The sequence below is a fragment of the Vagococcus sp. AM17-17 genome (assembly GCF_003471765.1).
GTDB classification, from domain to species: domain Bacteria; phylum Bacillota; class Bacilli; order Lactobacillales; family Vagococcaceae; genus Vagococcus; species Vagococcus teuberi.
In genome coordinates, this window is sequence record NZ_QRJY01000002.1 from 364,737 (window position 1) to 391,219 (window position 26,483).

24 protein-coding genes are annotated in these 26,483 nt (G+C 34.7%); 4 read left to right on the forward strand and 20 right to left on the reverse strand.

Going from position 1 to position 26,483, the window contains the following annotated elements; genetic code table 11:
- Positions 1–5: 5 nt before the first annotated feature.
- From rsmB to DW196_RS05635, 9 genes are all read right to left on the reverse strand, one after another.
- Positions 6–1,376, reverse strand: a complete 1,371-nt coding sequence (gene rsmB / locus DW196_RS05595; protein WP_233541922.1) for a 16S rRNA (cytosine(967)-C(5))-methyltransferase RsmB — start codon at positions 1,374–1,376, stop codon at positions 6–8.
- Positions 1,369–2,313 (reverse strand): methionyl-tRNA formyltransferase, encoded by a 945-nt coding sequence (gene fmt / locus DW196_RS05600; RefSeq protein WP_118250555.1) that lies wholly within the window; start codon positions 2,311–2,313, stop codon positions 1,369–1,371. Before fmt ends, rsmB begins: the two co-directional genes overlap by 8 nt.
- Positions 2,306–2,797 carry a peptide deformylase gene (gene def, locus DW196_RS05605; RefSeq protein ID WP_071456045.1) on the reverse strand — a complete coding sequence of 164 codons (492 nt, stop codon included), beginning with the start codon at positions 2,795–2,797 and terminating at the stop codon, positions 2,306–2,308. The genes fmt and def overlap by 8 nt, the downstream gene beginning before the upstream one ends.
- A gap of 23 nt (positions 2,798–2,820) precedes the next feature.
- The gene (gene priA / locus DW196_RS05610) at positions 2,821–5,247 is read right to left on the reverse strand and encodes a primosomal protein N' (protein ID WP_118250556.1); all 2,427 of its coding nucleotides are present in this window, start codon (positions 5,245–5,247) and stop codon (positions 2,821–2,823) included.
- A gap of 57 nt (positions 5,248–5,304) precedes the next feature.
- Positions 5,305–5,613, reverse strand: coding sequence for a DNA-directed RNA polymerase subunit omega (gene rpoZ / locus DW196_RS05615; RefSeq protein WP_071456043.1), 309 nt, complete (start codon positions 5,611–5,613; stop codon positions 5,305–5,307).
- A 3-nt stretch (positions 5,614–5,616) separates the two neighbouring features.
- The gene (gene gmk / locus DW196_RS05620; RefSeq protein WP_079346734.1) at positions 5,617–6,231 is read right to left on the reverse strand and encodes a guanylate kinase; all 615 of its coding nucleotides are present in this window, start codon (positions 6,229–6,231) and stop codon (positions 5,617–5,619) included.
- A gap of 93 nt (positions 6,232–6,324) precedes the next feature.
- On the reverse strand, positions 6,325–7,212 hold the full coding sequence (locus DW196_RS05625; protein ID WP_118250557.1) for a YicC/YloC family endoribonuclease: 888 nt from the start codon (positions 7,210–7,212) through the stop codon (positions 6,325–6,327).
- A gap of 9 nt (positions 7,213–7,221) precedes the next feature.
- Complete coding sequence (locus DW196_RS05630) at positions 7,222–7,440, reverse strand: YdbC family protein (protein WP_071456040.1); 219 nt, start codon at positions 7,438–7,440, stop codon at positions 7,222–7,224.
- Positions 7,437–9,116, reverse strand: coding sequence for a patatin-like phospholipase family protein (locus DW196_RS05635; protein WP_118250558.1), 1,680 nt, complete (start codon positions 9,114–9,116; stop codon positions 7,437–7,439). The genes DW196_RS05630 and DW196_RS05635 overlap by 4 nt, the downstream gene beginning before the upstream one ends.
- A 124-nt stretch (positions 9,117–9,240) precedes the next feature.
- On the opposite strand from DW196_RS05635, the gene DW196_RS05640 reads away from it, so the two are divergent.
- On the forward strand, positions 9,241–9,624 hold the full coding sequence (locus DW196_RS05640; RefSeq protein ID WP_071456038.1) for a hypothetical protein: 384 nt from the start codon (positions 9,241–9,243) through the stop codon (positions 9,622–9,624).
- A 29-nt stretch (positions 9,625–9,653) separates the two neighbouring features.
- Here the strand turns inward: DW196_RS05640 and acpS are convergent, their stop codons facing one another.
- The 5 genes from acpS to DW196_RS05665 form a co-directional block, all read right to left on the reverse strand.
- Complete coding sequence (acpS, locus tag DW196_RS05645) at positions 9,654–10,004, reverse strand: holo-ACP synthase (RefSeq protein ID WP_071456037.1); 351 nt, start codon at positions 10,002–10,004, stop codon at positions 9,654–9,656.
- A 119-nt stretch (positions 10,005–10,123) separates the two neighbouring features.
- A complete protein-coding gene (locus DW196_RS05650; protein WP_071456036.1) occupies positions 10,124–11,668 on the reverse strand; it encodes a DEAD/DEAH box helicase in 1,545 nt (514 codons plus the stop codon).
- A gap of 121 nt (positions 11,669–11,789) precedes the next feature.
- Positions 11,790–13,163 carry a UDP-N-acetylmuramoyl-tripeptide--D-alanyl-D-alanine ligase gene (murF, locus tag DW196_RS05655; protein WP_118250559.1) on the reverse strand — a complete coding sequence of 458 codons (1,374 nt, stop codon included), beginning with the start codon at positions 13,161–13,163 and terminating at the stop codon, positions 11,790–11,792.
- 51 nt (positions 13,164–13,214) lie between these two features.
- Positions 13,215–14,264 carry a D-alanine--D-alanine ligase gene (locus DW196_RS05660; protein ID WP_079346714.1) on the reverse strand — a complete coding sequence of 350 codons (1,050 nt, stop codon included), beginning with the start codon at positions 14,262–14,264 and terminating at the stop codon, positions 13,215–13,217.
- 93 nt (positions 14,265–14,357) lie between these two features.
- Positions 14,358–15,122: a hypothetical protein gene (locus DW196_RS05665; protein WP_118250560.1), complete on the reverse strand. Its 765-nt coding sequence runs from the start codon at positions 15,120–15,122 to the stop codon at positions 14,358–14,360.
- 340 nt (positions 15,123–15,462) lie between these two features.
- Between DW196_RS05665 and DW196_RS05670 the strand changes: the two genes are divergently transcribed.
- A complete protein-coding gene (locus tag DW196_RS05670; protein WP_071456032.1) occupies positions 15,463–16,128 on the forward strand; it encodes a class A sortase in 666 nt (221 codons plus the stop codon).
- 49 nt (positions 16,129–16,177) lie between these two features.
- Here DW196_RS05670 and DW196_RS05675 read toward each other — a convergent pair whose 3' ends face one another.
- The 5 genes from DW196_RS05675 to DW196_RS05695 all read right to left on the reverse strand — a co-directional run bounded on the left by DW196_RS05675 (position 16,178) and on the right by DW196_RS05695 (position 23,768).
- Positions 16,178–17,119, reverse strand: coding sequence for a 3'-5' exoribonuclease YhaM family protein (locus DW196_RS05675; protein WP_118250561.1), 942 nt, complete (start codon positions 17,117–17,119; stop codon positions 16,178–16,180).
- Positions 17,116–19,884, reverse strand: coding sequence for an ATP-binding protein (locus DW196_RS05680; RefSeq protein ID WP_118250562.1), 2,769 nt, complete (start codon positions 19,882–19,884; stop codon positions 17,116–17,118). The genes DW196_RS05675 and DW196_RS05680 overlap by 4 nt, the downstream gene beginning before the upstream one ends.
- Positions 19,881–21,095, reverse strand: coding sequence for a DNA repair exonuclease (locus DW196_RS05685; RefSeq protein ID WP_158563534.1), 1,215 nt, complete (start codon positions 21,093–21,095; stop codon positions 19,881–19,883). The genes DW196_RS05680 and DW196_RS05685 overlap by 4 nt, the downstream gene beginning before the upstream one ends.
- 100 nt (positions 21,096–21,195) lie before the next feature.
- Positions 21,196–21,543: a YlbF family regulator gene (locus tag DW196_RS05690; protein WP_071456028.1), complete on the reverse strand. Its 348-nt coding sequence runs from the start codon at positions 21,541–21,543 to the stop codon at positions 21,196–21,198.
- Positions 21,544–21,611: 68 nt separating this feature from the next.
- Positions 21,612–23,768 carry a PBP1A family penicillin-binding protein gene (locus tag DW196_RS05695; protein WP_118250564.1) on the reverse strand — a complete coding sequence of 719 codons (2,157 nt, stop codon included), beginning with the start codon at positions 23,766–23,768 and terminating at the stop codon, positions 21,612–21,614.
- A 169-nt stretch (positions 23,769–23,937) separates the two neighbouring features.
- On the opposite strand from DW196_RS05695, the gene DW196_RS05700 reads away from it, so the two are divergent.
- Both DW196_RS05700 and DW196_RS05705 read left to right on the forward strand, forming a co-directional pair.
- Positions 23,938–24,807, forward strand: a complete 870-nt coding sequence (locus tag DW196_RS05700) for an RluA family pseudouridine synthase (RefSeq protein ID WP_118250565.1) — start codon at positions 23,938–23,940, stop codon at positions 24,805–24,807.
- 15 nt (positions 24,808–24,822) lie between these two features.
- Positions 24,823–25,410, forward strand: a complete 588-nt coding sequence (locus DW196_RS05705) for a histidine phosphatase family protein (RefSeq protein ID WP_222847428.1) — start codon at positions 24,823–24,825, stop codon at positions 25,408–25,410.
- 588 nt (positions 25,411–25,998) lie between these two features.
- Here the strand turns inward: DW196_RS05705 and DW196_RS05710 are convergent.
- Positions 25,999–26,483 (reverse strand): Ig-like domain-containing protein (locus tag DW196_RS05710; protein WP_118250566.1); only part of this gene is annotated, 485 nt, incomplete at its 5' end.

Consider the following 26,483-nt stretch of genomic DNA (forward strand, 5'->3'; position numbering starts at 1 on the left):
TTAATCTATGTTTTTCGTTTGAAACAACTGATGAAAAATCCATCTGTATGGTAATGATGTGGGTATAATTGTAACTGTTTCTGGTGATAACTTTTTTCTAGTTCCTCTGCTCCAGAGACATCTATCAATTCAAATTCAGGATGTTTGTTTAAAAACTTCTCTACCACATCTTTATTTTCTTCATGAGTTAACGTACATGTACTATACGTAATTATACCGCATTGTGATACTTTTGACACAATACTTTCTAAAATTTCTAATTGAATCCGTTGCAAGTTCATAAAATCTTCAGGAGTTTTATGATATTTAATATCTGGTTTTCGACGTAATAATCCTAAACCTGAACACGGTGCATCAATTAGCACTCGGTCAAAACAATCATCTGGAAAGTTATTTTTCACTTCTCTTGCATCTAGTAATATCGCCTCAACAACATCTTCAACATGTAATCTTTCTGCATTTAACTCGATCAATTTTATTTTATGTTGATGGATGTCTAATGAAATCACTTTACCACCTTTATCCGCTTCTAAGAAAGTGGCGATGTGTGTTGTTTTCCCACCAGGTGCTGCACAGGCATCTAGCACAGTATCATTTACATTGATTTGCATACTTGGTGCCACTAACATAGAACTTTCATCTTGAATGGTCATTTTTCCTTCTTTAAACAATGAGCTACTTGCTAAAAATCCTTTTTCAGCAACCACTCCATAAGGTGAAATCTGACTTTCCTCTACTTCTAATCCTTCCTCACGCAACACGTTAATCGCTTCATCTCTTGCAATGACTCGTGTATCTATTCGTGCACTCACATGGCTTGGTGTCAAAAGTGATTCTCCTAGTTGTTTTGTCTCTTCAAATCCAATATCGTCTATCAAACGTTTGGTTAACCATAAAGGCATACTAATTTCCATTGATAAACGTTCTACATCATCTTTAATATCATCTATAGAAGGCACTCCATGACGTTGAATGTTACGCAATACGCCGTTAACAAATTTTCCAATACCAGGATTTCCTTTTGCTTTAGCAATTGTCACAGCGTCATTAAAAATACCATACTCAGGAACTTTATCCAGATAAAGCATTTGATACATTGATAGGTATAATAATTGTTTTACCCACATATCGATTTTTTTAGCTTTTTTAATAAAAGGAGCTAAATAGTACTCTAATGTCAATTGACGACTGATTGTGCCATAGACAATTTCTGTCATCAAACGGGCATCTTTATCAGATAGCTGATGGCGTTTGATTGCTTCATTGATTAAAACATTTGAATAAGCTTGGTTATTGGCAATTTTCGTTAGTAAATCTAACGCTGTATAACGAGCTGTATGTTTAATGTGTTTTGGTACTTGTTTTTGTTTACTCAAGAACGTCTCCTACTTCCACTGTTTTTCCGATTCCATTTAGAAAATCTGTCACACTTAATTGGCCTTTTCCTGCTGGTTGGATAGTATTTAATTGTAAAATACTTTCCTTGCCACAAGCTATTTGCAAGCTATGTTTATCTTTAAAAATAATCGTCCCTGGAGATTTATCTGTGGTTTTATCTTGTACTGGTTGCACGTCCCACAATTTCCACCTTTTGTCTTGATACATCGCGTAAGCTACCGGCCATGGACGCATTCCTCTAACTTGGCAGTCGATTTCTTGGGCTGTTTTATTCCAATTAATTCTTTCTTCTTCCCGTGAAATATTTGGAGAAAAACTAACGAGTGATTCATCTTGCGGCGTTGGTATCATCTTGTTAGCTAATAAATCTGGCAATATTTTTAACAACAATTCTTTCCCTAATAAGCTTAATTTTTCAAACATTGTTCCAACATCATCTGTATCTAATATAGGAATGGCTTCTTGGGCTAAAATATCTCCTGCATCCATTTTTTTAATCATTTCCATAATTGTGACACCCGTTTCTTTGTCACCATTGATGATTGAATAGTGAACAGGTGCTCCTCCACGATACTTTGGTAATAATGATGCGTGGACATTAATCGCACCAAATTTAGGAGCCTTTAACAAGCGTTCAGGTAAAAATTGACCGAATGCTGCCGTGACGATTAAATCTGGATTAAGAGCGATAATCTCTTCTAATTCAGTTGATTGACTGATTTTTTCTGGTTGATATACTGGTAATTTTAAATCAAGAGCTGCTTGTTTTACTGGAGGCGGAGTTAACACACGTTTTCTTCCGACTGGTCTATCTGGTTGAGTTACAACACCAACCACATCATACCCTTCACTCACTAATCCTTCTAAAATTGGCACTGAAAAGGCCGGTGTTCCCATAAATACTATTTTAGTCATAACCATGTTCCTCCATGTAATCAATTAATTCATCTGGTGATAGTCTTTCTATTATTTTATCAATAAATAGCCCACCATCCAAATGTTCTATCTCATGCTGCATCACACGCGATAAATAATCTGAGGCCTCAACCTCAACTTCATATCCTTCTCTGTCAACAAATCTCACTGTAATATCATCAAATCTCTCCACTGTTCCATAAACTTCCGGAAAGCTTAAACACCCTTCGACATCGATGGTTTTTCCTGATTTTTTTATAATTTCTGGATTAATCATCTCAAAGATACCTGATTCGTCATCTATATGGACAATAGCCACTCGAGATGACACGCCAACTTGGTTAGCTGCAAGTCCTATTCCATCCTTTTCAAGCATAATGGCATGCATTTCATCTAATAAATCTATCAACTCATCATCAATTTCTGTCACTTTTTTTGTCGGGGTAGTTAATACAGTGTTAGGATATTTTATTATGTCTCTCATGTCAAACTCCTTTATTTTAAGCACTAAATAAAATGCTGTGGTTCCATATCGATACTAACGCGCAAGCCGCTTCTAATATCTTTTTGACTCTCTTGTAATATTTCTTCTAGTACTCGCCCTAAATTTTCTTCAAATCGATATTTTATCACCGTTTGATAAAAGTAACGACGATTCATCCTTGCCATTGGTTTTGGTGTTGGCCCTAAAATGACGGCTTGTGGGGTTAAGGCTTGTTTGATTTTATTTGCTATCTCGTGCATTTTTTTTGCTGCTTGAAGCTCTTCTTCATGGCTCACCACAAGTTGTACGGTGTAATAGTAAGGTGGGTATTTCCCTTGTCTTCGCAAATTCATCTCATGCTGATAAAATGCTTCGTAATGCTGATTTTTTGCGAAAGTAATCGCGTAATGTTCTGGGTTAAAGGTTTGAATAATCACTTTACCTAGTTTTTCTCCACGTCCGGCACGACCACTTACTTGTGTTAATAATTGAAACGTCCGCTCACTTGAACGAAAATCGGGTAGATTTAATGCTGTATCTGCATTTAACACACCAACTAACGTCACATTCGGAAAATCTAGTCCTTTTGCTATCATTTGTGTGCCAAGCAAAATATCTGCTTCTTTGGCTTCAAATTTTTGTAATAGCCGTTCGTGACTCTCTTTTCTACGTGTTGTATCAACATCCATGCGTAAAATTCTAGCATCAGGTAATAATTGTTGCAGTTCTTCTTCGACTTTTTGTGTCCCTGTCCCATAATAACGAATTTTTTTACTATCACAAATTGGACAACATTGTGGAATACCTTCTTCATGGCCACAATAATGACACTTCATTGATTTTGTATCCATGTGAAGCGTTAATGAGATATCACAGTTTGGACAAGGCAACACATAACCACAATCTCGACACATCATAAAGGAAGAATACCCACGACGATTTAACATCAAAACCGACTGCTCTTTTTTCTCTAGACGCTCAGTCAATTCAGTTAATAAAGGTGCTGAAAAACTACCTGTGACACCTTGTTTCAACTCACGTCGCATGTCTACCACTGATACAGTTGGTAAAGTAGCATTGTCCGAAGCTCGTTTGGTTAACTGCAACAAGTGATACACATTTTTTTGTGCCCTTGCTCGTGATTCTAAAGATGGGGTCGCACTTCCAAGTAACACTGGACAATGATGATACTCCCCACGCCAAATTGCTAAGTTTCTAGCATGATATCTCGGTGATTCATCTTGCTTGTAACTTGTTTCATGTTCCTCATCAATAATAATTAACCCGATATTTTCTAAAGGAGCAAATACTGCCGATCTTGCTCCAACAACAACTTGAGCTTCTTTACGTTCTATTTTACGCCATTCATCGTATTTTTCACCTTGAGATAAGCCACTATGTAACACTGCGACTTTATCACCAAAGCGTCGTTTAAATCGCGTCACGGTTTGAGGCGTTAAAGAAATTTCAGGAACTAACATAATGGCTGTCTTTCCTTCGTCTAAAACATTTGAGATTGCTTGAAGATAGACTTCTGTTTTCCCACTACCAGTGATCCCTTCTAATAAAAACACCTCATTTTTATTTTCAGACGTAGCTTCTGTCACTCTATCTAGCGCAACTTGTTGCTCATCATTTAAAACTAGTGCTTCATCTTGCTGAAATACTCTATTTTTATAAGGGTCGCGGTACACTTCTCGTTCTTCTTCCAACAGCCAACCTAATTCAACTGCTTCCTTAATAACTTGTCGTGATAAATCATGCTCTTCAACTAATTCTTTCACTGAAAACTCACCTTCTTGAGCGTCAATAAAAAAATTAAGTAATCGATGCTTTTGATGTGCATTTTTTCTAGTATTTACTTGAATATCTAATAGCATTTCTCTAGGTAAATTGGCTTGCACGACTTTCATTGTTTTAACTTTATTTTTAGTCGTCACTTCATAGCGAACATCGACACAACCTGCTTGTCTTAACCGGTGTAATTCTGACAAATAGGATGATTCCTTGATTTCTTCCCAATCTCGTTCTCCAAGTCCTAAAAAAACCTCTTCTTCTATGTGTTGTGGCACATCTTTTATCGCTACTAACCACTTTTTGTATGTCGAACGCATCACACTTGGTAACATCGTTTGCAAGCACGTAATTTTAAATGCAAAGGTGGTTTTTGCCATTTCATCTGCTAGTTGAAGTAATTCGTCATTAACAACTGGATGCAAATCTAAAACACCTACTAAAGGTTTTAATTGATCACTATCTCCTGTTTGATTATTTAAGAAATCAACTCCTACAACAAACCCTTGTATGTGGCGATTTCCATTTCCGAACGGTACTTCAACGCGCACACCAACTTCAACTGCCTCATCAATTTCTTGCGGCACAAGGTAGGTAAATGGCTGATCTGTTTGCATGGTTGGAACATCAACTATCACGTGTGCTATCTTTGACATTTTTTCACCTTCTATCGAATAAAAAAACCCAAGAGGTCTATCTCTTAGGTTTTTTATTTACATTTTTTTCTCAAATTGGATACGTGCTTCAAGTTCTTGATGTTCACGGCGTTTTAATGCTTTTTTTTCTTCTTCTTGTCTTCTAAGTAATTCTCTTTTTAGCTCTGGGTTTGGGTCAATAACCACATCTCCCACAGCGATTTCTTCTAACGCACGGCCAACATTTTTAACTGAAACAAATTTATCTGGTTCAATCATTGGTTGAGCACCTTCGTCTAGTTCATGTGCTCTTTTACTTGCTAAAATAACCAATGAATATTTTGAATCGACTTGCTCTAATAATGAATCTATTGATGGATATAACATAGTTTATAACTCCTTTAACATATTTTCATAACGATCAATCACATGGTTCACACGGTAATGCTCGCTTTCAATAATTTTTTTAATCCGTTGCACTGCTAATTCAACCTCATCGTTGACTACCGCATAATCATAATGACGCATCATTTCGATTTCTTCTTTTGCTTTAGTCATTCGTTTTTCAATAACTGCTAACTCATCTGTTCCACGATTAACGATTCGTGCTTTTAATTCACTAAAATCTGGAGGGGTTAAAAAAATAAAGACACCATCTGGCATTTTTTCTTTGACTTTCATGGCTCCTTGCACTTCAATCTCTAAAAAGACATCTTTACCTTCGTCTAGTGTCTTATTCACATAATCAAGTGGTGTACCATAATAATTTCCAACATACTCAGCATATTCTAACATTTTACCTTCAGAAATTAACTGCTCAAACTCTTCTTTTGATCGAAAGAAATAATCCACACCTTCGACTTCACCTTCGCGTTTATTGCGTGTTGTCATTGAAATAGAATACTCAAATTGATTGTCATCTTTTTCAAATAACGCTTTTCTGACAGTCCCTTTTCCTACGCCGGATGGACCGGATAATACAATTAATAACCCTCGTTCTGGCATCGTGTCGTCCTCTCACTTACAATTTTCTTAGTTTACCTTCTATAATGCACCCTAAACTTTGTTTTTGCAAGTATCTATGAGAATTTTTATCAATTATTCAATATTCTGAACTTGTTCTCTAATCTGTTCAATCAACGTTTTCAATTGAATCACACTAGATTTAACATCTAAATTAGTTGACTTTGATCCAATTGTATTGACTTCACGATTCATCTCTTGGATTAAAAAATCTAGTTCTTTCCCAACTGGTCCTTCTTTTTTTAGTAATTGTGCCATAGAATTCAAATGCACATTCAATCGATCCAATTCTTCAGAAATATCACCCTTATCCACTAAAATAGCCACTTCACTTAATAACCTAGACTCATCAATAGGAGTATCGGTCATCAAGTCCATCATTTTTTGTTTCAGTTTATCGTAATATTCTTGTTTTATGGTCTCTATTTTTCTTGATATCCTTGATATCTCTTGCTTAATTAAATCAATGTATTCATAAAAAAACGATTGAAGGCCCTCACCTTCAATTTGTCTACTTACATTTAGTGCTTCTAGCGCTTGCTTAAATACGGCTAATAAATCTACTTCAATATCATTTATCACATCATTTTTTTCTACTACCTCAACTAATGATGGATGTAATATCCCACCTTCTAAAAAGCGTTCTGCAGAAAAAGGTTGTTCTTTGTAGCGATGAAATTCAGCCTCACTTAAATCTTTTACTAGTCTATCTAATACTTTCCAGTTAATCGTTAACTCTTGAGATGATGAGCTTTCCCTTGTTAACGTGACGAAGCATTCTACTCTTCCTCTAGATAATTGATTTTTTAATACTTTTTTCATCTCCATTTCAAGATGATTATACTCTCTTGGTAAACGAACTTGTGTATCTAAAAAACGATGGTTGACTGATTTTATCTCAACTACTATCTGATAATCTTCTCTTTGACATTCTCCATGCCCATAGCCTGTCATACTCTTCATATTTTACCCCTACATGTTAGTTAGAGTTTCTTTTAATACAGCAAACTCTTCGTTAGTTAACGTTATGCCTTTTCCCATTTTTTCATGATTGGGTGCCCAATCACGTAAATCAAATTTTGCTGGTCGATTATTCCAGCTAATAAGATTTAATTCTTTTGTCCATCCTTTATTATTTTCAGATAATACGGCAATTTCTTCCAAAATTTCATAAGAAAATTCTTGACTCATATTTTTCTCTCCTTTAAAAAATGAATAAATAACGCTTGTAAGACTGGTTTCCAACTAATATCAAATAGCCTACCAATTATTTCTACTTTTGTTTCAATCAAATGATAATTATATGTCAAAACAGTTTTTTCAGACAGTGGGACAGTTTGTTTCACATAATCTGCTAACCATTCACTAAGTGATAAAAGCATTTGATCGTTGACGTCATCATTTTTCTCATTAAATACTGTGACAATTTCATCTGATAATTCATCTATAGCATATACTCTTGAAGGATCTACCGATAATATACGGGCAGTCTCTTCTAACAAATAAATGCTAAATAATTCTGGTTGAACATGATGTTGAACCATCCATCGAGGAGTTACTTTCTTACCTAACTGTTTAATAGCTTCTTGTGATTTAAGATACATTAAAAAATGTTTAGTTAATTTCACTGCTTCTTTTTTATAGTTATTTGGTTCTAGAGCATACCAATTTCCCTCATATCGGTGGAAAGTTCTCATTGTATCCAAATAGCCTAGTTGCATATTCCAGATAGCTCGTTCTTTATCAAATAATAACACCGTGCCTAATCCCCACTTACTACTAATCGTAATCTCGCAAATATCACGAGGGGTTTTTACAGGTTTAATAACACCCGGCCCTTTCACATCAATTACAATTAATTCTTTTGCTCCATGATTAAGCAAGATATCTTTAGGTATATTATTACGATAACCACCATCTACATAATACTGTCCATTGATTTCACATGCCCTCATCGCAGGGTAAAATGACGATGTAGCTAATAGCCATTTACTTAATTCATCCTTTGGTACATCTTTTAATGACTTCACTGTCTCTTCCATTTTTGGTGCATGAGTTGTCACAAAATAAAAATCAATTGGTTTTTTATTTGGATCAAACATTCGGTCTTCATCAATCATCATTTCAATCATATGGTACAAAGGTGTGCTATCAGCGCCGTTTTCTTTTAGTGCGGATAAAGTAAGATTTTTGACACCTTGAATCAAGTTTTCTCTTGTTTTATTTTCTTTATCACCAAGCGATAAGTTTAATATTTTATTTGTCGCAATATCACGCCACATATCTTCAGCGTCATGTAAATTACCTTGTACCATAAACGCTCCATTTAATGCACCTACTGATGTTCCACTGATCATACTATAGGTAACACCTAACTCTTTTAACGCGCGCCATGCACCTATTTGATAAGATCCCCTAGCACCACCACCACCTAAAACAATTCCAGTATGATAGTTTACGTGATAATAATACCCTGGTTTGGGATGATTTTTTCTAACAAAACCTAAATCTAACAATTTATTTTTGACCAATGAAACATCCGAAAAATCAGGTAAATACACTTCTGATAAAAGACGACTCTTGGCAATCTCATCAAGCAACATCATACATTCACTAAATCCAAATAAGTAGGACGTACTCACAATATTTGTTACACAAAAAATATTATCCTTAATTTCACCATCACACACAGCCAATAATTGATTTCCTTTATACCATCCAACTACTAGATAATCATCTCGCAATGAAAGACTATTTTTATAAAGTGCTTTTAATGCTTTTTTATGACTATTTTGAAATGGTAACCACTCTTTAGTTTGATAACGACTTAATTTATATAAATCTGATGGAAGCCACTCTTTTAACATTCTTTCATCACCTTTTCACGTTTTTTCACAAATATTCCATTGTTTTCACTACTATTATTTGTTTGACTAACCTATCTCTGCTCCGTATAATAAAAGAAAGAAAGACTTAAAAGGAGAATGACTGATGATAAAAAAGCAACCGTCTACAAAGCCTAATAAAGAAAATCATGTCAAAAAGTTTACTCGTTTTATCTCCCGTTCATCACAGAGATTTATTTCTTCTTTTTTAGATGATGAGTCAGAAAAGGAAAAGCATTTAGCTCTTATCCAGCAACAAATCAGTAAAGCCATACTTCAAAAGAGTCTGGTGGTTCTTCAATATCAAGAGCCATCACAAGCTAGTTATGAAACACTTGTTGGCAGAATTTATCAACATGCGATTAATCGCAATGCCTTAGTCATTAAATTACAAAAATCGAATGAAATCCGTATGATTTCAGCTAACTATATAAGGAAAATATCCATCATCCACCCTAATCATTCTCAAAATTTATCAATTAGTAAATAAACGAAACGACAACAGTTGTTTCGTTTATTTTATTTTTCTAAAATAATCTGAGCAAAGGCTACTTTGTCTGTATGAGTAATGGACACATGAACCTTCCCTTCAAATATAGACTGATACACTATTGGTCGACCACTTTCTTCTGATAACACCTCAATATCTTGAAATCCTACTTTTCCAATTCCTGTCCCATACGCTTTTGAGAAAGCTTCTTTACACGCAAAACGCCCCCCTAGAAATTCTGTTTGTCTCTTTATTTTTAACGTTTCAAATATTTCCAACTCATGAGACGTTAGCACACGAGAAATAAATTTTGGATTATTCTTTATAATATCTTCTATGCGATAGAGCTCTACAGCATCTATACCAATTCCTATAATCATAATTGGTGCTCCTTTTTGATGATAATGTTATTATAACGACATTAAAACAAAAAAGCGAATAGAATCATTTTATTACAAATAAAAAATACCAATCTAATCTTATTAGATTGGTATAACTATTATTTGTCGTTGTTACGAATAACAAATCCACGGCCACCATCTTTTTTCTGTGATGGTTTGTTGTTTGATTTGTTGTTATTATTTTTTTTAGGTGCATCAGAATTGTTATAACGTTTTTTCTTGTTATATTGCTCTTTTCCGCGTCCGCCACCTTTATTATTGTTACGACGGCTATAGTTACCACCTTTACCACGACCACCATTTTTATTATTACCACGACGGTTTGGTAATGGGCGTTCTGGTGTAATTTTTACAGGGACTTCAGCTGCATCATCTTTAGAAATTTGTTTAATTAACAACGCCACTAAATCTTCTGCTGTGTAGTCTTCTAATAAATCACTTGCTGCTAATTGATATTTTTCTAAACCATTAGCTGCTAATAAATCTTTAATTTCAGTAATCGCTGCACCAATTTGTCCTTCTACTGCTTCTTTTTTAGAAGGTGGACGAAGTGGTGTCATACGTTTTTTCGTTAAGTCTTCAATGACATGTAGATAACCCATTTCATTAGGTGTAACAAATGTTACTGACATACCTTCTTTACCAGCACGACCTGTACGACCGATACGGTGAACATAACTTTCTGGATCTTGTGGAATATCATAGTTGTAAACATGACTCACACCAGAAATATCTAATCCACGAGCTGCCACGTCTGTTGCAACTAAGATATCTAATTCGCCATTTTTAAAGGCCTTTAAAATACTCATACGTTTGTGCTGTGGTAAGTCTCCATGGATACCTTCTGCTTTATAACCACGCATTTCAAGTCCACGAGCCAATTCGTCGACGCGACGTTTTGTACGACCAAAAACAATTGTCAACTCAGGTGATTGTACATCAAACAAACGAGTCATAATATCAAATTTCTCAAATTCTTTACAACGAACGTAATATTGATCAATTAGGTTAGCTGTCATTTCTTTTGCTTTGATACGAACATGTTCAGGGTCTTGCATGAATTTAACCCCAATACGTTTGATTGAATCTGGCATTGTTGCTGAGAATAATAATGTTTGGCGTTCTGCTGGAACTTTTGAGATGATGGCTTCGATATCATCTAAGAATCCCATGTTTAACATTTCATCAGCTTCATCTAATACAAGTGTTTCCACTGTATCTAGTTTCAACGTACGACGGTTAATATGGTCTAATAAACGGCCAGGAGTTCCCACAACAATATGTGGTTTGTTTTTTAACGCACGAATTTGTCGACCAATATCTGCTCCACCATAAACTGATTGAACTTTAATTTTTTTCTCTTTACCTAAACGGTATAATTCTTCTTGTGTTTGAATAGCTAATTCACGTGTTGGTGCAATAACTAATCCTTGTAACTCAGGTCTATTAGGGTCAATTTTATTTAACATCGGTAACCCAAAAGCGGCTGTTTTACCAGTACCTGTCTGTGCTTGACCAATAACGTCTTTTCCTTCTAAAGCTAATGGAATTGTGGCACTTTGTACGGGCGTTGCTTCTTCAAACCCAATATTTTCGATTGCTTGTAATAAGCTTTTTTCTAACTGTAATTCACTAAATTTCAAATGATATCCTCCTAGTTTGTTGCTATATCGACTGCTTTTCTTTTTATATAATGAAAAAAAATGAAAATAGGCATTCGTATAATACTATCATATTATCCAATAATTAACAATAAAACCTTGTCTATTCGTGACTTTTTAATAAAAATTCTACCACTTCACTCAGTCCCATTCCATTGCTTGCTTTCAGAAAAACAGTATCTTTTGGCTGCATTTTTTCCGATAAATGTGTCATCATTTCTTTTTTTTCTGTTTTTCGGTAAAAATGAATAGACCCTTGTGGCATTCTCTCATGTAACAAATTGTAAAGTGATTCCATTTGTTCACCATACAAATATACTTGATCAATTTTTTTAGGGGAAATATGTTCTGCGACACTTTCATGCATTTGATTTGAAAGCTCACCCAACTCTAACATATCTCCTAATACAATGAATTTTCTACCTTCTAATTTCAAAGCTGAAAATGTATCCAATACTAATTTCATTGCAGTTGGATTAGCATTATACACGTCACTTAAAATATCAATGCCGTCATTTGTTTTTAACCACTCTGTTCTGTTTTTAGTTAAATCAAATGTTGCCAGCCCATTTTTCATTTTTGAAACTGGCACATTGAAAAAGTGGCCAATCAATAATGCAATTAAAGCATTTTTTACGTTATATCCACCTAAAACAGGAATTGAAAATACTTCTCCTTCAAATAGATTGGTTTCAAACTGTGTGTCAACTTTCGTTTCTGAGAGGATAGATGCAGATAAAGTCGCTTCTGTTCCAACACCAAAAGTGTCAACCGTTTGTGGTATATCGATAATCATTCGTTTTAACAATGGCTCATCATTTGGGATAATCAAAACGCCATCCTCTTTAAGTCCTGCCGTAATCTCCATTTTTGCTTCCGCAATACCCGCTCTAGAACCTAAATACTCAATATGAGATTCGCCAATCAATGTAATCGCAGCGATATCTGGTTTTGAGATATTAGATAGCACTTCGATTTCTCCTTTATGATCCATTCCCATCTCTAAAACAAGCATGTCTGTGTCTTCTGGCATCGATAAAATCGTGTAAGGCAAGCCAATATGATTATTATAATTTCCTTGTGTTTTATATGTTTTATAGTGTTGCGACAATACTGCTTCTGTCATATCTTTTGTTGTCGTTTTTCCATTACTTCCTGTTATACCGATTACCTTTGGATGAACTTTTTCTAAAAAGTATTGAGCTAATTTTTGTAACGCCACTAATGTATCTTCCACTTTGATGTAGGATACACCCTCTGACAATTCTCTTTCTGATAATACTAAAGACGCACCACTTTCAATGGCTTGTGGAATAAAATCATGACCATCTCTTGCTCCTTTAAGAGGAACAAACAAACTATTTTCAATCACTTTTCTAGTATCAAATTCTACCGACTCAACACATTGGTCCTCATGTTGTATTGCATGATTTACCCCATTAACTGCTGCAACAATCTCACGTACTGATAAATTCATGGTCTTCCTTCTTTCTATCATCAACAAAAAAAGTTGAACATGTGTCCAACTTTACAACTGTTCAACTTCAATTTGTTGTTTTTTTTCAAAACGTAATTTAGCTAGTTGGATTAATTCCTCTAATAAATCGCCATAATTTAAGCCCATATTTTGCCATAACAAAGGATACATACTAAATGGTGTGAATCCTGGCATTGTATTCACTTCATTTAAAAAGACTTCATTGTTAGCTGTTAAGAAAAAGTCACAACGACTTAGCCCACTGCCGTCTAATGTTTGGTATGCTTTTCTAGCATAGTATTGCAATGTTTCTTGCAACTCACCTGATATATCAGCTGGAATTTGTAACTCCACTTTATTATCCAAGTATTTTGACTCATACGTGTAAAAAGCAACATCTTTAACGATTTCTCCAGCTAAAGTTGTTCGGATTTCATCGTTACCAAGAACCGCTATTTCTAATTCACGAGCTTCGATTCCTTGTTCGACAATGACACGACGATCAAAACGAAACGCTTCATCTATTGCTTGAATTAATTCATCTCGAGATTCTGCTTTACTAATTCCAACACTTGACCCCATATTAGCTGGCTTAACAAACATTGGATAAATCAAACTGCCTTCACATTCGGCTAAAATCTCTGCTTGATGGTCTTTGTAACCATTTTTTGTTACAGCCACATACGGTAACTGCGGAATACCTACTTGTTGGAATAATTGCTTACCGATGATTTTATCCATCGCACACGCGCTAGCTAACACACCTGCTCCTACATAAGGCATATTAAGAACTTCAAATAATCCTTGAATAGTTCCATCTTCTCCATTTGGTCCATGGAGTACTGGGAATATCACAGCATTCCCCTCTTTTAAATCACTTGGCAAAATCGGTTGTGCATTAGCAATCGTTAAACGTAAATCATCTTCATTTAAAGGCGCTTCATTATAAATGCGTCCTTTTAACCAGTTACCATCCTGAGTAATATATACTAATTGCACAGAGTAATAGTTGTAATAAATCGCTTGTAAAATTGAAAATGCTGACAGTATTGAGACATCATGTTCAGCACTTTTTCCACCATATACTAAAAAAATCTTCATGGTCGTCCTCCTCAATTTGCTAGGATTTAATTATACTCTAGAATGTAATAAAATTCTATTCCTTATTTTTCATCTGTTATATAAAAAATCCAACTAAAATACTATTGGGTTCTTTATGTGAGTAAAATGCCACGTCATCTTTTGATGTTTATAAGTTAGCACACCTACTTTTTCTTCCATAAACAATTGATTGCTCTCGATTTTTCGTAAATTATCTTCAACAACATGTACTGGAATTCTATACTCACCCTCATCTAGACCAACCTGAGAAAACTCAAATACCGTGCCTTCTTGCATAAGGCTTTTTAGTTCTTTTACTATATCATATGGTAGAGGATTAATAGTTGTACATCGTTTTGAAAATATCGACCGGTTGGCATTCAATTGATACAATACCTTGTCCGTAATTTTCTTAGCTAACGATTGATAAAACTCATCAATATTTCGATAATATACTTTCATAACCTCTTGCTCTGTTTCGAAGAATGCATAATTATTCTGCAATTTATAAAAAAACGGCGAACGCAATTGCATTTTCATATGAGATAAATACAATATTTCCGCAATTTCATTAGCTGTTAATCGCTTTAAAGTATCATATTCCTCAAAATCAAGCCACTTTATTTCCTGACGATTATTATAATTTAGATTACTAAAATAACGATCCACTTGTTCTTGTCCACGAATGACCCTAAAACCTGTATGTGCTTCATACTCCCCTTCAATTTCACTAGCACCAAGCAACAACAAATTTTTAGGGCGATGAACAGTATAACGATCAAAGTCCTGATGACCTAGTCCTTTTGTTAAAACAGAGTTACTAATGCCATCTAAATGAACATATATATTTTGTCGCAACACTTTCACCTAACTTTCTTTTACTTGTCTATTTCACTAATATAACTATACCATTTTCCTACAACAAAATGAACAGATAACCACCTGTAGTTTAATTACGTTTAGGTTACAAAAAGCACTTCTTTTTTTTGAAAAACGACATAATAATGTAACATTTTATAATCTTCCTTTCTTTATTTTTTTATTAATTATGGTATGATAATTGTTAGAATTATAAAAAAAGGAGGCTACTCTTATATCTAAAAAACAAGACACAACACAAAATAGACGATCAACCAAACATAAAAAATCTCAAAAAACAATAGGACAAAAAATTAAAAACTTCTTTTTTAATCTCATTATGGTGATTCTATTTCTTTTAGGCGTTGCATTAATTTTTAATAACCAAATTAAAAACTTTTTAGTAAAAGAAAATACTGCTCAATATAAAGTTAATAAAATTACACGAGAAGATGTCGTCAAAAATGAAAAGAAAGATGCAACATTTGATTTTGACCAAGTTGAGTCTTTAGACTTTAACACGGTAACAAAGTCTCGTGGCCGTGATGTAGGAGATGTTATTGGCGGAATCGCTATCCCTAGCGTGGATTTAAATTTACCAATTTTAAAAGGTGTGTCTAATTACGTCATTTCAGTCGGTGCCGGAACAATGAAACCTGACCAAACAATGGGTAATGGAAATTATGCTCTAGCAAGTCATTATATGTATGATCCAACCCTTTTATTCGCACCACTAGTTCGAGTAGAATTAGGATCCTCTATTTATTTAACCGACTTAGAATATATTTACGAATATAAAGTCACAACGAAAGAGTACGTTGAACCAACTCGTGTCGACGTCATCGAAGACGTTCCGGGAAAACGACAAGTCACATTAGTCACATGTGATACTTCAGGTGAGCACCGCCTCATTTTACAAGGTGAGCTAGTTAAGAAAGTTAATGGTAAAAAGGCACCTAAAGATATGCATGATGCCTTTGAATTAGCTCAAAATAATTATTATTAAGACAAAATAAAAACTTTTCAGCGTAGAACTAACCACGCTGAAAAGTTTTTTATATATTCGGCAAGTAAAAGTTACGATTATCTAATCCAAAAATACGTTCAGTATACTCACCTGGATTAATTTGTTTTAAAGAACCTAGCATCATCTGAATTGACGCATCTAGATTATCTAAATGATGTAGGACTTCTGCTTCCATAATTTTCGGTCTAACAGGAGAACCATATTCTAACAGACCATGATGAGCTAATACCACATGTTTTAAAGCTAATACTTCCTCATCTAATTCAGGTATGTTTAATTCAATACATGCTGTTGTAATTTCCTCATCAATCATGACAATATGTCCCAATAAATTACCAGCTAATGTATACTCTGTTGCAACTGGCCCTGACAGTTCATGGACTTTCCCTAAATCATGCAACATCACCCCCGCATATAATAAAGATGGATTCAGCTCAGAGTATTCATTTGTCACTGATTTTGCCAATCGTAACATCGTTAATGTATGAAAAGCAAGACCTCCGGCAAACGCATGATGATTACGTTTTGCAGCCGGATACTCAAAGAATTCTTTTTGATATTTACTAAAAATATGACGGACAATTCGATGCCATTTTGCTTGCGTAATATCTAACAAATAATCATTGAATTCTTGCTTCATCTCATCAATATCAATCGGTGCTTTTTCCATGTATAATGATGGATCTGTTGGCTCACCTTCTTTAGCCAAACGAAGATGCATAATTTTCACTTGGGGCATATTTTGATAAAGTTCACGCTTTCCGTTTAACAACACAACATTTCCTGTAGTAAATGTCGCAATGTCTTCATCTGACGCACCCCAATACTTGCCATCTATTGTGCCTGAGTTATCTTGAAAAGTAAACGCGATAAACTTTTTACCATTTCTAGCGACTCGAACATCTGCTGTTTTGAGCAAAACAAATGTTTCAAACGTTTCATCTACTACTAAATCTCTCAATTTTTTCATGCTGTTTCTTCCTTTCCAATAACCAATACAGACTTATCTTTTGTTTCAAAATAATCCCTCATGGTTGTATCAGACGTTAAACAGATTACTTGGTTATCTTTACCTAACATATCTAATAACTTAAACAGTGTTACTTTACGTGTGTCATCAAAGTGCAACCAACCATCATCAATAATAATCGGTGAGCCATAATCTTCACTATGCAAGTGAATAAAGGCTAAACGAAAGGCCATATACAACTGGTCTTTTGTCCCTGTTGATAATTGGTCGATTTTCCACTGCCTTTGATGATTGTCTACAATAATTAGTTGACCATCTTCAACTAGAACTTTGTGATACGTTTTATTAGTTAGTAAATTGAAGTAACCTGTGACAGTACCTAAAAGCGTTGGAAGCTGTTGATCTGATAAATATTGGAATAATCGTTGCACTAATTCTTCAGAAAAACGTAGCGTTAACCATTGTTCCGTCATTTCTTCAATCTTAGATAATTGAGTTGCTCTCTCTTGGCGTAAATCATCCAATGACCCATTTTTTTCCATTTGTTTCATATCATAATCAATCTGTTGCCACTCGGTTTGATAAGCCTTTTCTTGATCTTTATGCTCATCTTGTTCCGCTTTTAATTTCATTAAACTTTTATTAATTGACAATAAGTTATAATTCTTAGACAAATCAAACACATTTTCTAATTGACGTTCTAACTCGTCAATACGATTAGCATTTTGACCTAACTGTTCTTGACGATTTAACCATTCTTTTGCTACATCAATTGGTGTTGATTCATGCTGATTGGTTAATTCATTAATCAATGTTTGGCAAGCTGATTTTTGATGTCTAATAGAAGCTAATTCACTTTGGATATTATTTGTTTCGCTACCTTCCAAACGGTTGATGGCTTCTTTTTGTGTATCAGCAAATTGTTTAACTTCTTTAAAGCTCTCACGTATGTTTTTACCTTCTAAAGGAATCCAATCTTTGGCAAATGAAAGAGACTCTTTATATGACGTAATGGCTTTATCAATTGTTGCAAGTTGTAATGTCATCTCTTGCTCATTTTTTTGGATATCGCGTAATTGACTAAAAACTGGTAAAGTCGTTAACCACATTGATACTGTTTCATCCATAGGGAAACCATAAGCTGTCACCCATTGTTCTTTTTGTTTATTTACTAACGCTTCTTGTTCATTGAAAATTGCTAAGTTTTTTTCTAAATCATTTAACTCATCAGCCAATTGATCGGCTTCATTTAGTTGCTGTTTATATATAGACTTCGCTTCTTCAGGTGTTACAGGATGATATTTGGGTACTTTATTTGCTTTAATAAACCCAAACACACCTAAACCGACAAATACCGCTACAATAACGTACAACCATGACAATCCTAAAACAATGGCCAACAATAACATCATGACTGCAATCGCAAGTGACAAACCAGAAAACATTTTGATTGTAAATGAATCAAAGAATGGTGCCTCATCTATCTCACCATCTTCTGAGTGACTCATTGATGGAATAGATAACTGATTTTCTGATTTAGATAATTCTTTATCTAGATTTCGTTGTCTAATTGACAAGCGACTTTTTTCATTAGATAAAATGACTTGTTTTCTAAGTAACTCTTCCTCTGCTTCAGCTAGCTCTTTTAACGACTCTTCTTCTTTATCTTCAATCACCACATCAAGTAAGGCATTTGACAAACGATACTTATCGTACAACTCTTTTTTACTAGATGTGTAAGCATCCAACTGTTGTTGCAACACTTCTTGACGCTCACTGATAGATTGAACACTTAATTGATCATCTAACAATTGGTCAAATAATTCTTGATTTTCAAGATAAAATTGAACAGCTGGCGTGATGTCTTTAATGATATCACTTTGATTTTCTAATAATTCCGTTTCTTTTTTCGTTAAGAATTTATATTCTTGCAACGCTTCAGACACACTTTTAACTGTCGTTTTTGGTGCTTGTTCTGTGCTACTTCCACCTGTTTCTTGATTTAGCGTCTGCCATTCAGTATAAAGTGGGAAATATTTTTGTTGCTCCAGTAATGTTTTTTCAAGAGACATACTATCTTCAAGCTCTTTTTTCTCTTTTTCTAATAGTTTTTCTAACTCAAGTCGTCGATTCCATTTAGCACGATAAGTATTTTCCTGTTCCTCAACCAATCTAATGCTTTGTTCTAAGCGATTAAATTCTTTCAATTGTTGATTTAATAAAGGAATTCTACCTGATGGCTTATAAATTTGTTGTCTATCCTTTAAAAAATCATTTGAAATAGCTGTCAGCCTTTCACTGCCTGTCAAGCCAACCGTTAGGAGCAAACGCTGTAATCTCACTTCATTCAACTCATTTAGATCAATCAGTTGTTCTTGTTGAAAACTAAATACTTCATCAAATACTTCTTTCGTTAGTGGCGTTATCAACGACATCAATAAGTGCTCATCACCTACTCGACCATCCTCTAATCTAACATATGCTTGACCTTTATTCTTTTCTTTGAAACGTTCGATATATAACTCTCCATGAATAGGATGATCCACAATAATATGACCACCATACGTTGCACCTTCTACTGGAGTGAAATCACGTACCATGTCTCTTTTCTTAGGAAACCCAAATAAAATCGCGCGAATGAAATGATAAAGCGTAGATTTTCCAGATTCATTGTCACCAAAAATGAGCTGATTATCTTCCTTAAGATTGAAGACTTGATTATTAAATTTTCCAAACCCATTTATATATAATCGTCTTATTTTCATTGGCCTACTCCATTTTTAAAAATCATTTTATCTTTTACTAACTGACTACTTTCTTCAACAATCCGCTGAATGTCTTCTTCATCAAATATTATATTAGTCCCCACAATTGGCTGTTGGGTAATGTCCTTAGCGACTGAGAAAAACTCATTTCGTTGTAGAAAATGCTGAGACAAATCATCAATTAAACTCGCTTCAAAGCCCATAATTAATTGATTTGATTTAATTGGTTCAATCACAATATCTACTAACCAAATATAATACGATGTTTTGCGTAGTAGTTGACGTTGTAAGTAGCTTAATATTTCTTCTTTGTGTAATAATAATTCACTAATGCCTTCTTCTGATGATGGGCTTAGCTTCACAACTAATAACGTGACTTCTTTCATGTATCTAGCTGCTATAATTTCTTTTTCTATTTTTGCTAATTGTTCTGCTCTTGTTGTTTCTTTTAATGAGATATCTTGTTGTACCCATGTTGCTTTACTCACATCAATAAAATGTTGAGAAACACTTGATCCACTCACTTCAACAAAACTAACACCTTTAGTGTCTCGTTCTTTTCTTGTATGTCCTTGAGGTGTTCCAGGATAAATTGTTAATGGTTTTTCCATTAATTCTTCACTCTTATGAATATGCCCCAATCCCCAATAATCATATGTTGATTTTAATTGTGATAAAGAAAACGGTGCGTACTTACCTTCTTGTCCAATTTCACCATGATAAAAACCAATATGATAATCCGTTTCAGTACTTCTTTCAGGAAATTCCAACGCCTTTTGGTCAGTAATCCACTGATGTTCATAAGAAAACCCACTAATCGAAACACTTTGACCGTTCTTTAAAGTCAGTACTTTTGTCGTTACTTCTTCTTTGTCAAAAAGTACGACATTTTCTGGCCAGTCAAACCAGTAACGACTCTTAGTATAGTAATCATGATTGCCAAAAGACATCACCACTGTAATGTGATGCTCTTCTAATTTTTTAAACTGGTCCATAATAAATTTTTGTGTATAGATTGATGATGTTGCTTGATGAAACGTATCACCTACCACTAATAAAAAATCCACTGAATTTTTAATACACAAATCAATAATTGCTTCAAATACTTTATAATTTATTTGTTGTATCTCTTTTTGGAACGCTACATCTTCTGTAGTAATCCCAGAAAAAGGTTGATCTATATGTAAATCTGCCATATGAATAAATTTCATGCGCCACACTCCTTTTACTATCATCACATATTAAAGAAAATAATTTCTATAAAAAATATAGGCGGTTAAGCACTTGCTTAACCACCCATTATTGTGTCGATTAATCTAACGTATATAAATCTTGAACTGGTTGCATAATGATGCGGTTTAAGTCATTAACAATCATGCTGAAAGCTTGTTCTTTTTGCATTAAATCTTGGATTAATGCTTCACCTTGAACTTTTTCTGCCATTTCTTGTGCTTTTTGAGCATCTTCGTCAGAAAATTCTTCACCTTGCATTTGTTTTTGTTGTAAGGTCATTTGTAGTTCTTGGAATGCTTTAAATAATTCAAATGCTTCTTGATTAGCTTTTACTGCATCAAAAGCACTACTTAAAGCTAAAAATTCATCCATTTGACGAATTTCGCGTTCGATTTGATTGGCACTATCATAAATATTATTTGACATATGTATGCTCCTTTAATAGAAATTTATTCTCTTAATATTGTAACATGTTTCGCTAAAAAAACCTACTCTTATTGGGTTACTCTGTCCCAAATACCTTGCCAAGCTTCGCCAACTTTATCTAAACCTTTTTTGATACCTTCTCCTACTGTGTCTGCACCTTGTTTGATTTTTCCACCCACATCATTTAATGTATCACCAATTCCGTCTAGTTTTCCATTAGTCGTCGTGTTATTTTCTTGGCTACCAATATATTCTTCAGTTTGTGTGGCGTCTTTTACTGGAAACGGCGTGTTGGGTGAGGCTCCCAGTATACTTTGCATCTCTGTTCTAAACACATTTGAAATGTAACTACTATCATTACCTGGTAAATAATGATCTGGTCCACTCTTATCAAAACCAATCCACGTAGCTACTACCACATCTGGTGTGTACCCAATCATCCACTGATCTTTTGACATACCATCTGCATTTATATTTTCAGTCGTTCCTGTTTTACCGGCTATTTGATAACCGTACGGCTGAGCAGCGGCTCCTGTTCCTGAACTATATACACCTTGAAGCATACTTGTCATCTCTTCAGCCACTTCAGGTGTTGTCACACGTGTTGATTTTGGTTTTTGATTCTCATATATAATCACACCATGTGAGTCTTCAATTTTTGTAATAAAATGTGTTTCTTTTCTAACTCCCTCGTTAGCAAATACCGTATATGCACTTGCCATGTCGATTGGTCTAGCTCCTTTTGTTAGCCCACCTAACGCAAGTCCATAATACTTATCTTCTTGGTCTAGCTTAATACCAAACTGTTCAACTTTTTTATATCCTCTATCAATGCCAATCTCATGCATTAACCAAACTGCTGGAGCATTTAAACTATGTATCAAGGCATTCGTCATAGATGTTTCACCACTATATGTGCGAGAGAAGTTATGCACATCATAATAAGATAACTCTTCATCTTTTAACATATCATCTGGTTTGTATCCTGCTTCTAAAGCTGGCGTATAAACAGATAGAGGTTTCATCGTAGACCCTGGCGATAATTTTGAATCAGTCGCACGATTCCAGCCACGATACGTATACTCACCACGTCCTCCAATAATCCCCATCACACCACCAGAACTAGGATTAATCGCCACAGACGTTCCTTCTACAATGGCACCGTCTGACGCTGCAGGAGGAAACAAACTATCATCTGCAAACGTTTTGTCCATACCTTGTTGATACACTTGATCTAAAGCTGTATATATTTTGTAACCGCCATTCGAAATTTCCGCATCTGTTAAGCCCGTTTTGTCAGTCGCTTCAGAAATGACCGCGTCAAAGTAATAAGGATATTTATACGATTCCTTATCCGGTACATAGGTATCCGTTAAATAAATCGGTTCTTTCATCAAACCATCTGCCGTAGCCTTATCTAATTTTCCATTATCAACCATCACAGATAGCACTGTGTTACGGCGATTGACTGCATAATCCATATGATCAATCGGATTGTATAAACTAGGACCTTTCAACACACCGACAAGTACAGCTGCTTCATCAATTGTTAAATCTTTAGCATCTTTACCAAAATATTTTTTTGATGCATCTTGAATTCCCCAAACCCCACTACCAAAGTACGATTTGTTTAAGTACATTTCTAAAATTTCATCTTTTGAATACTCTTTTTCCAACTCTATTGCTAAAAAGAGTTCTTTTGCTTTACGCGTATATGTTTGTTGTTGGTCTAAAAAGGCATTTTTTGCTAACTGCTGTGTGATAGTACTCCCACCACCACCGCTATTATTTCTTCTAATCACTTTTCTAGCTACGGCTCTTAAAATCCCTTTCACATCGTATCCTTTATGCTGATAAAAGCGGCGGTCCTCTGTAGAAATCAAAGCATCTACCACATACGGTGAGATGTTATCTAACGTTACAAACGTTCCGCCATTTTTTCGAAGCTTACCTGCTTCATCACCGTCTTTATCATAAATCGTCGTGGATTGTTCCAATCCTGCTTTTAACCCAGAAACATTCATACTCTTAGCCAAATAAAACAGATAAATGCTTGTGACTAAGACAACTGTTAAAGCTGTTAATAAAATTATTTTATTGATATGGTATTTCTTCCATATTCTTTTTTGATGTACTCGAAATGTTTGCCAATGAGGTTTTAACCATGCACCAAACCTGATTAGCCAGGATTTTATCACTTCTAAATACTTCTTAACTTGTTCCATGATAATGTCCTTTCTATTAAATTTTATATATTTAGTGTATCATATTATCATAAATAACTGATACGTCTAAAGACTTATCTTCATAAGTCTATTAAAAATACCAAACAAACATTAAATTACTACGTGATATTTTTTAAAAAACGTTTAAATTAGAAAAAGGAGTCTACTTATGCAGCTGTCTATCACTTTACCAGAAGGAACACATGAAAAAACGATTCGTGACCTATTAGAAAACGATTGGCTCATCCCTAGGAAAGTCCGACATTTTTTAAGAACACGAAAAAATGTGTTAAAAAATAACCAACCTGTCATGTTCCATGAAACAGTAATAGCCGGTGATACAGTGACGATGATTTTCGAAGATAGTGATTATACAAAGCCCGAAATTTCCTTAGGGAATAAAGATTCGGTCAATGTCTTATGGGAAGATGATCATCTCATCATTGTCAACAAAGCATACGGTCAAAAAACTCATCCGAATCAACCGCAAGAGTCAGACACCTTACTAAACGACTTGGCTGCTTATTTAGCTCCAAAAAATCAACTTCCTTATGTTGTACATAGGCTTGATAAAGAAACAAGTGGGGCCATCGTTTTTGCAAAACATCCTATCATTTTGCCTATACTTGGCAGATTATTAGAACAAAAGAAAATCAATCGCTATTATGAAGCAGAAGTAAGTGGGATTATCAAAGAAAAACAATTTACTATTGATAAACCTATCGGACGTCATCGTCACGATAGACGAAAACGCGTAGTTGATACAAAAAAGGGAGCACATGCTAGAACCCATGTGTCGGTAGTTGAGGTTTTGAAAAATACAACCCATATCGAATGCAAACTGGATACCGGACGAACTCACCAAATTCGTGTGCATTTAGAGAACATCCAACACCCTATCGTTGGTGATCCTTTATATAATCCGTCATCCACCTCTCCTAGACTACAGCTTCATGCAATATCGCTTCACTTAGTACATCCTTTTACTAATGAAGACATTGTTGTTCAAGCAACCCCTAGCTTATTTGAAATAAAATAATAGAAAGGACTGTTTATTTTGGCTAAAACACTTTATCTAATGCGACATGGACAAACTCTTTTTAATCAACTTGGAAAAATTCAAGGTTTTTGTGATTCACCTTTGACAGATGAGGGGGTTCGACAAGCTCATATTGCAAAAAGATACTTTGAAGATAACCATATCGAGATTGACGCTTTTTATTCATCAACGCAGGAACGTGCATGTGACACGTTAGAAATCGTTGCTGGACACGATAACTACAAACGTTTAAAAGGATTAAAAGAATGGCATTTTGGACTATTTGAAGGTGAGAGTGAAAGTTTAAACCCTAAAATCAAACCAAATGAAACATCATACGGTGATGCTTTTGTTCCTTATGGCGGGGAATCAGCCGATGATGTCCAAAAACGTATGATCGATACGTTAACTAAAGTAATGAAAGAAGATAACTCTGATACAATTTTAGCAGTTAGTCATGGTGGTGCTATGTACTTATTTATTCAAGCTTGGTTAGATTTTAAAACAGTCTCTACTATTAGTTTTTCAAATTGCTCAATCCTAAAATTTTCATTTGATAAAGATACTTTCACTTTTATCGAATCCATCAATCATGAATTTTAAAAAGTAAAAAAGGCTGATCTAAAAGTATTAGCTGTGCAGTAAATCGTATTGATGGGCAATATATTGATAAAAAAGTCTCAAAAATGAAATAGAATTAAGTGGAGTGAAGGAAGAAATTCTCTTACTTTTTTGTTTAACGCCGGTTGTAAAATTAAGCTAGACAACTAAAAAAATCATTTGCGATACACTCAAATTATTTTTCCAACCAAAGAAAACAGGGAAAGTGATTAAGCGTAATACCTATGTTATGAGAAGTTTTTATAATTTTAGGCTACGACTATAAATTCAATTTGCTTAAAATAATCTGTCTTTAAATCACCAAAAAAGATCTAGAAAACCAAACGCTTTCTAGATCTTAAATACTAACGTATTAATCCTTAACAACAGTAGTTGACAAAGAGCCAAAACAAATAAATAAGCAACAAAAGCCAATCGGCTTTCGTTGCTTAAGTACACTTAATTTTATTCATCCACATCATTTGACATAGAGCATATAGTATACAACCATTTGCTTTTTACTTGTCAACTTAAATGCAGCTAACTTGATTATACAATTAATCAATAAAAATAGATTCTTAGCTGTTTAGTTTATTTATTCCGTTTCAATTTCCACCCTAGCAATCCTCCTGCTAACGTTAATAATAATAGTCCTGTACTTAACAATGATTTATTATCATATTCACCCGTAGATGGTAATTTTTGTTTACCCACTGACTCTTTTCCAATCACGTTATTACCCTTATCCTTGATCGTGATCTCATCGCCACCAACACCTTTTCCGGATACTACTTGCTCTCCTTCTGTTGGTTGGTTGACGGTTGGTTTATGGGCATCTTTATCGAATGGTTTTTCAGCCACCGTTGTGGTCCCTGGGGTCCCTTCTTTTCCATCGGTCGTTGGGATAACGGTTAATTCTTCCCCTTTTTCTAACGGACGATCGGTTTTAACAGTAAACGTACCATCTTCCGCTACTGTCCCTGTTCCAATCACGTTATTATTTTTATCTTTGATCGTGATTTTATCGCCACCAACACCTTTGCCGGATACTACTTGCTCTCCTTCTGTTGGTTGGT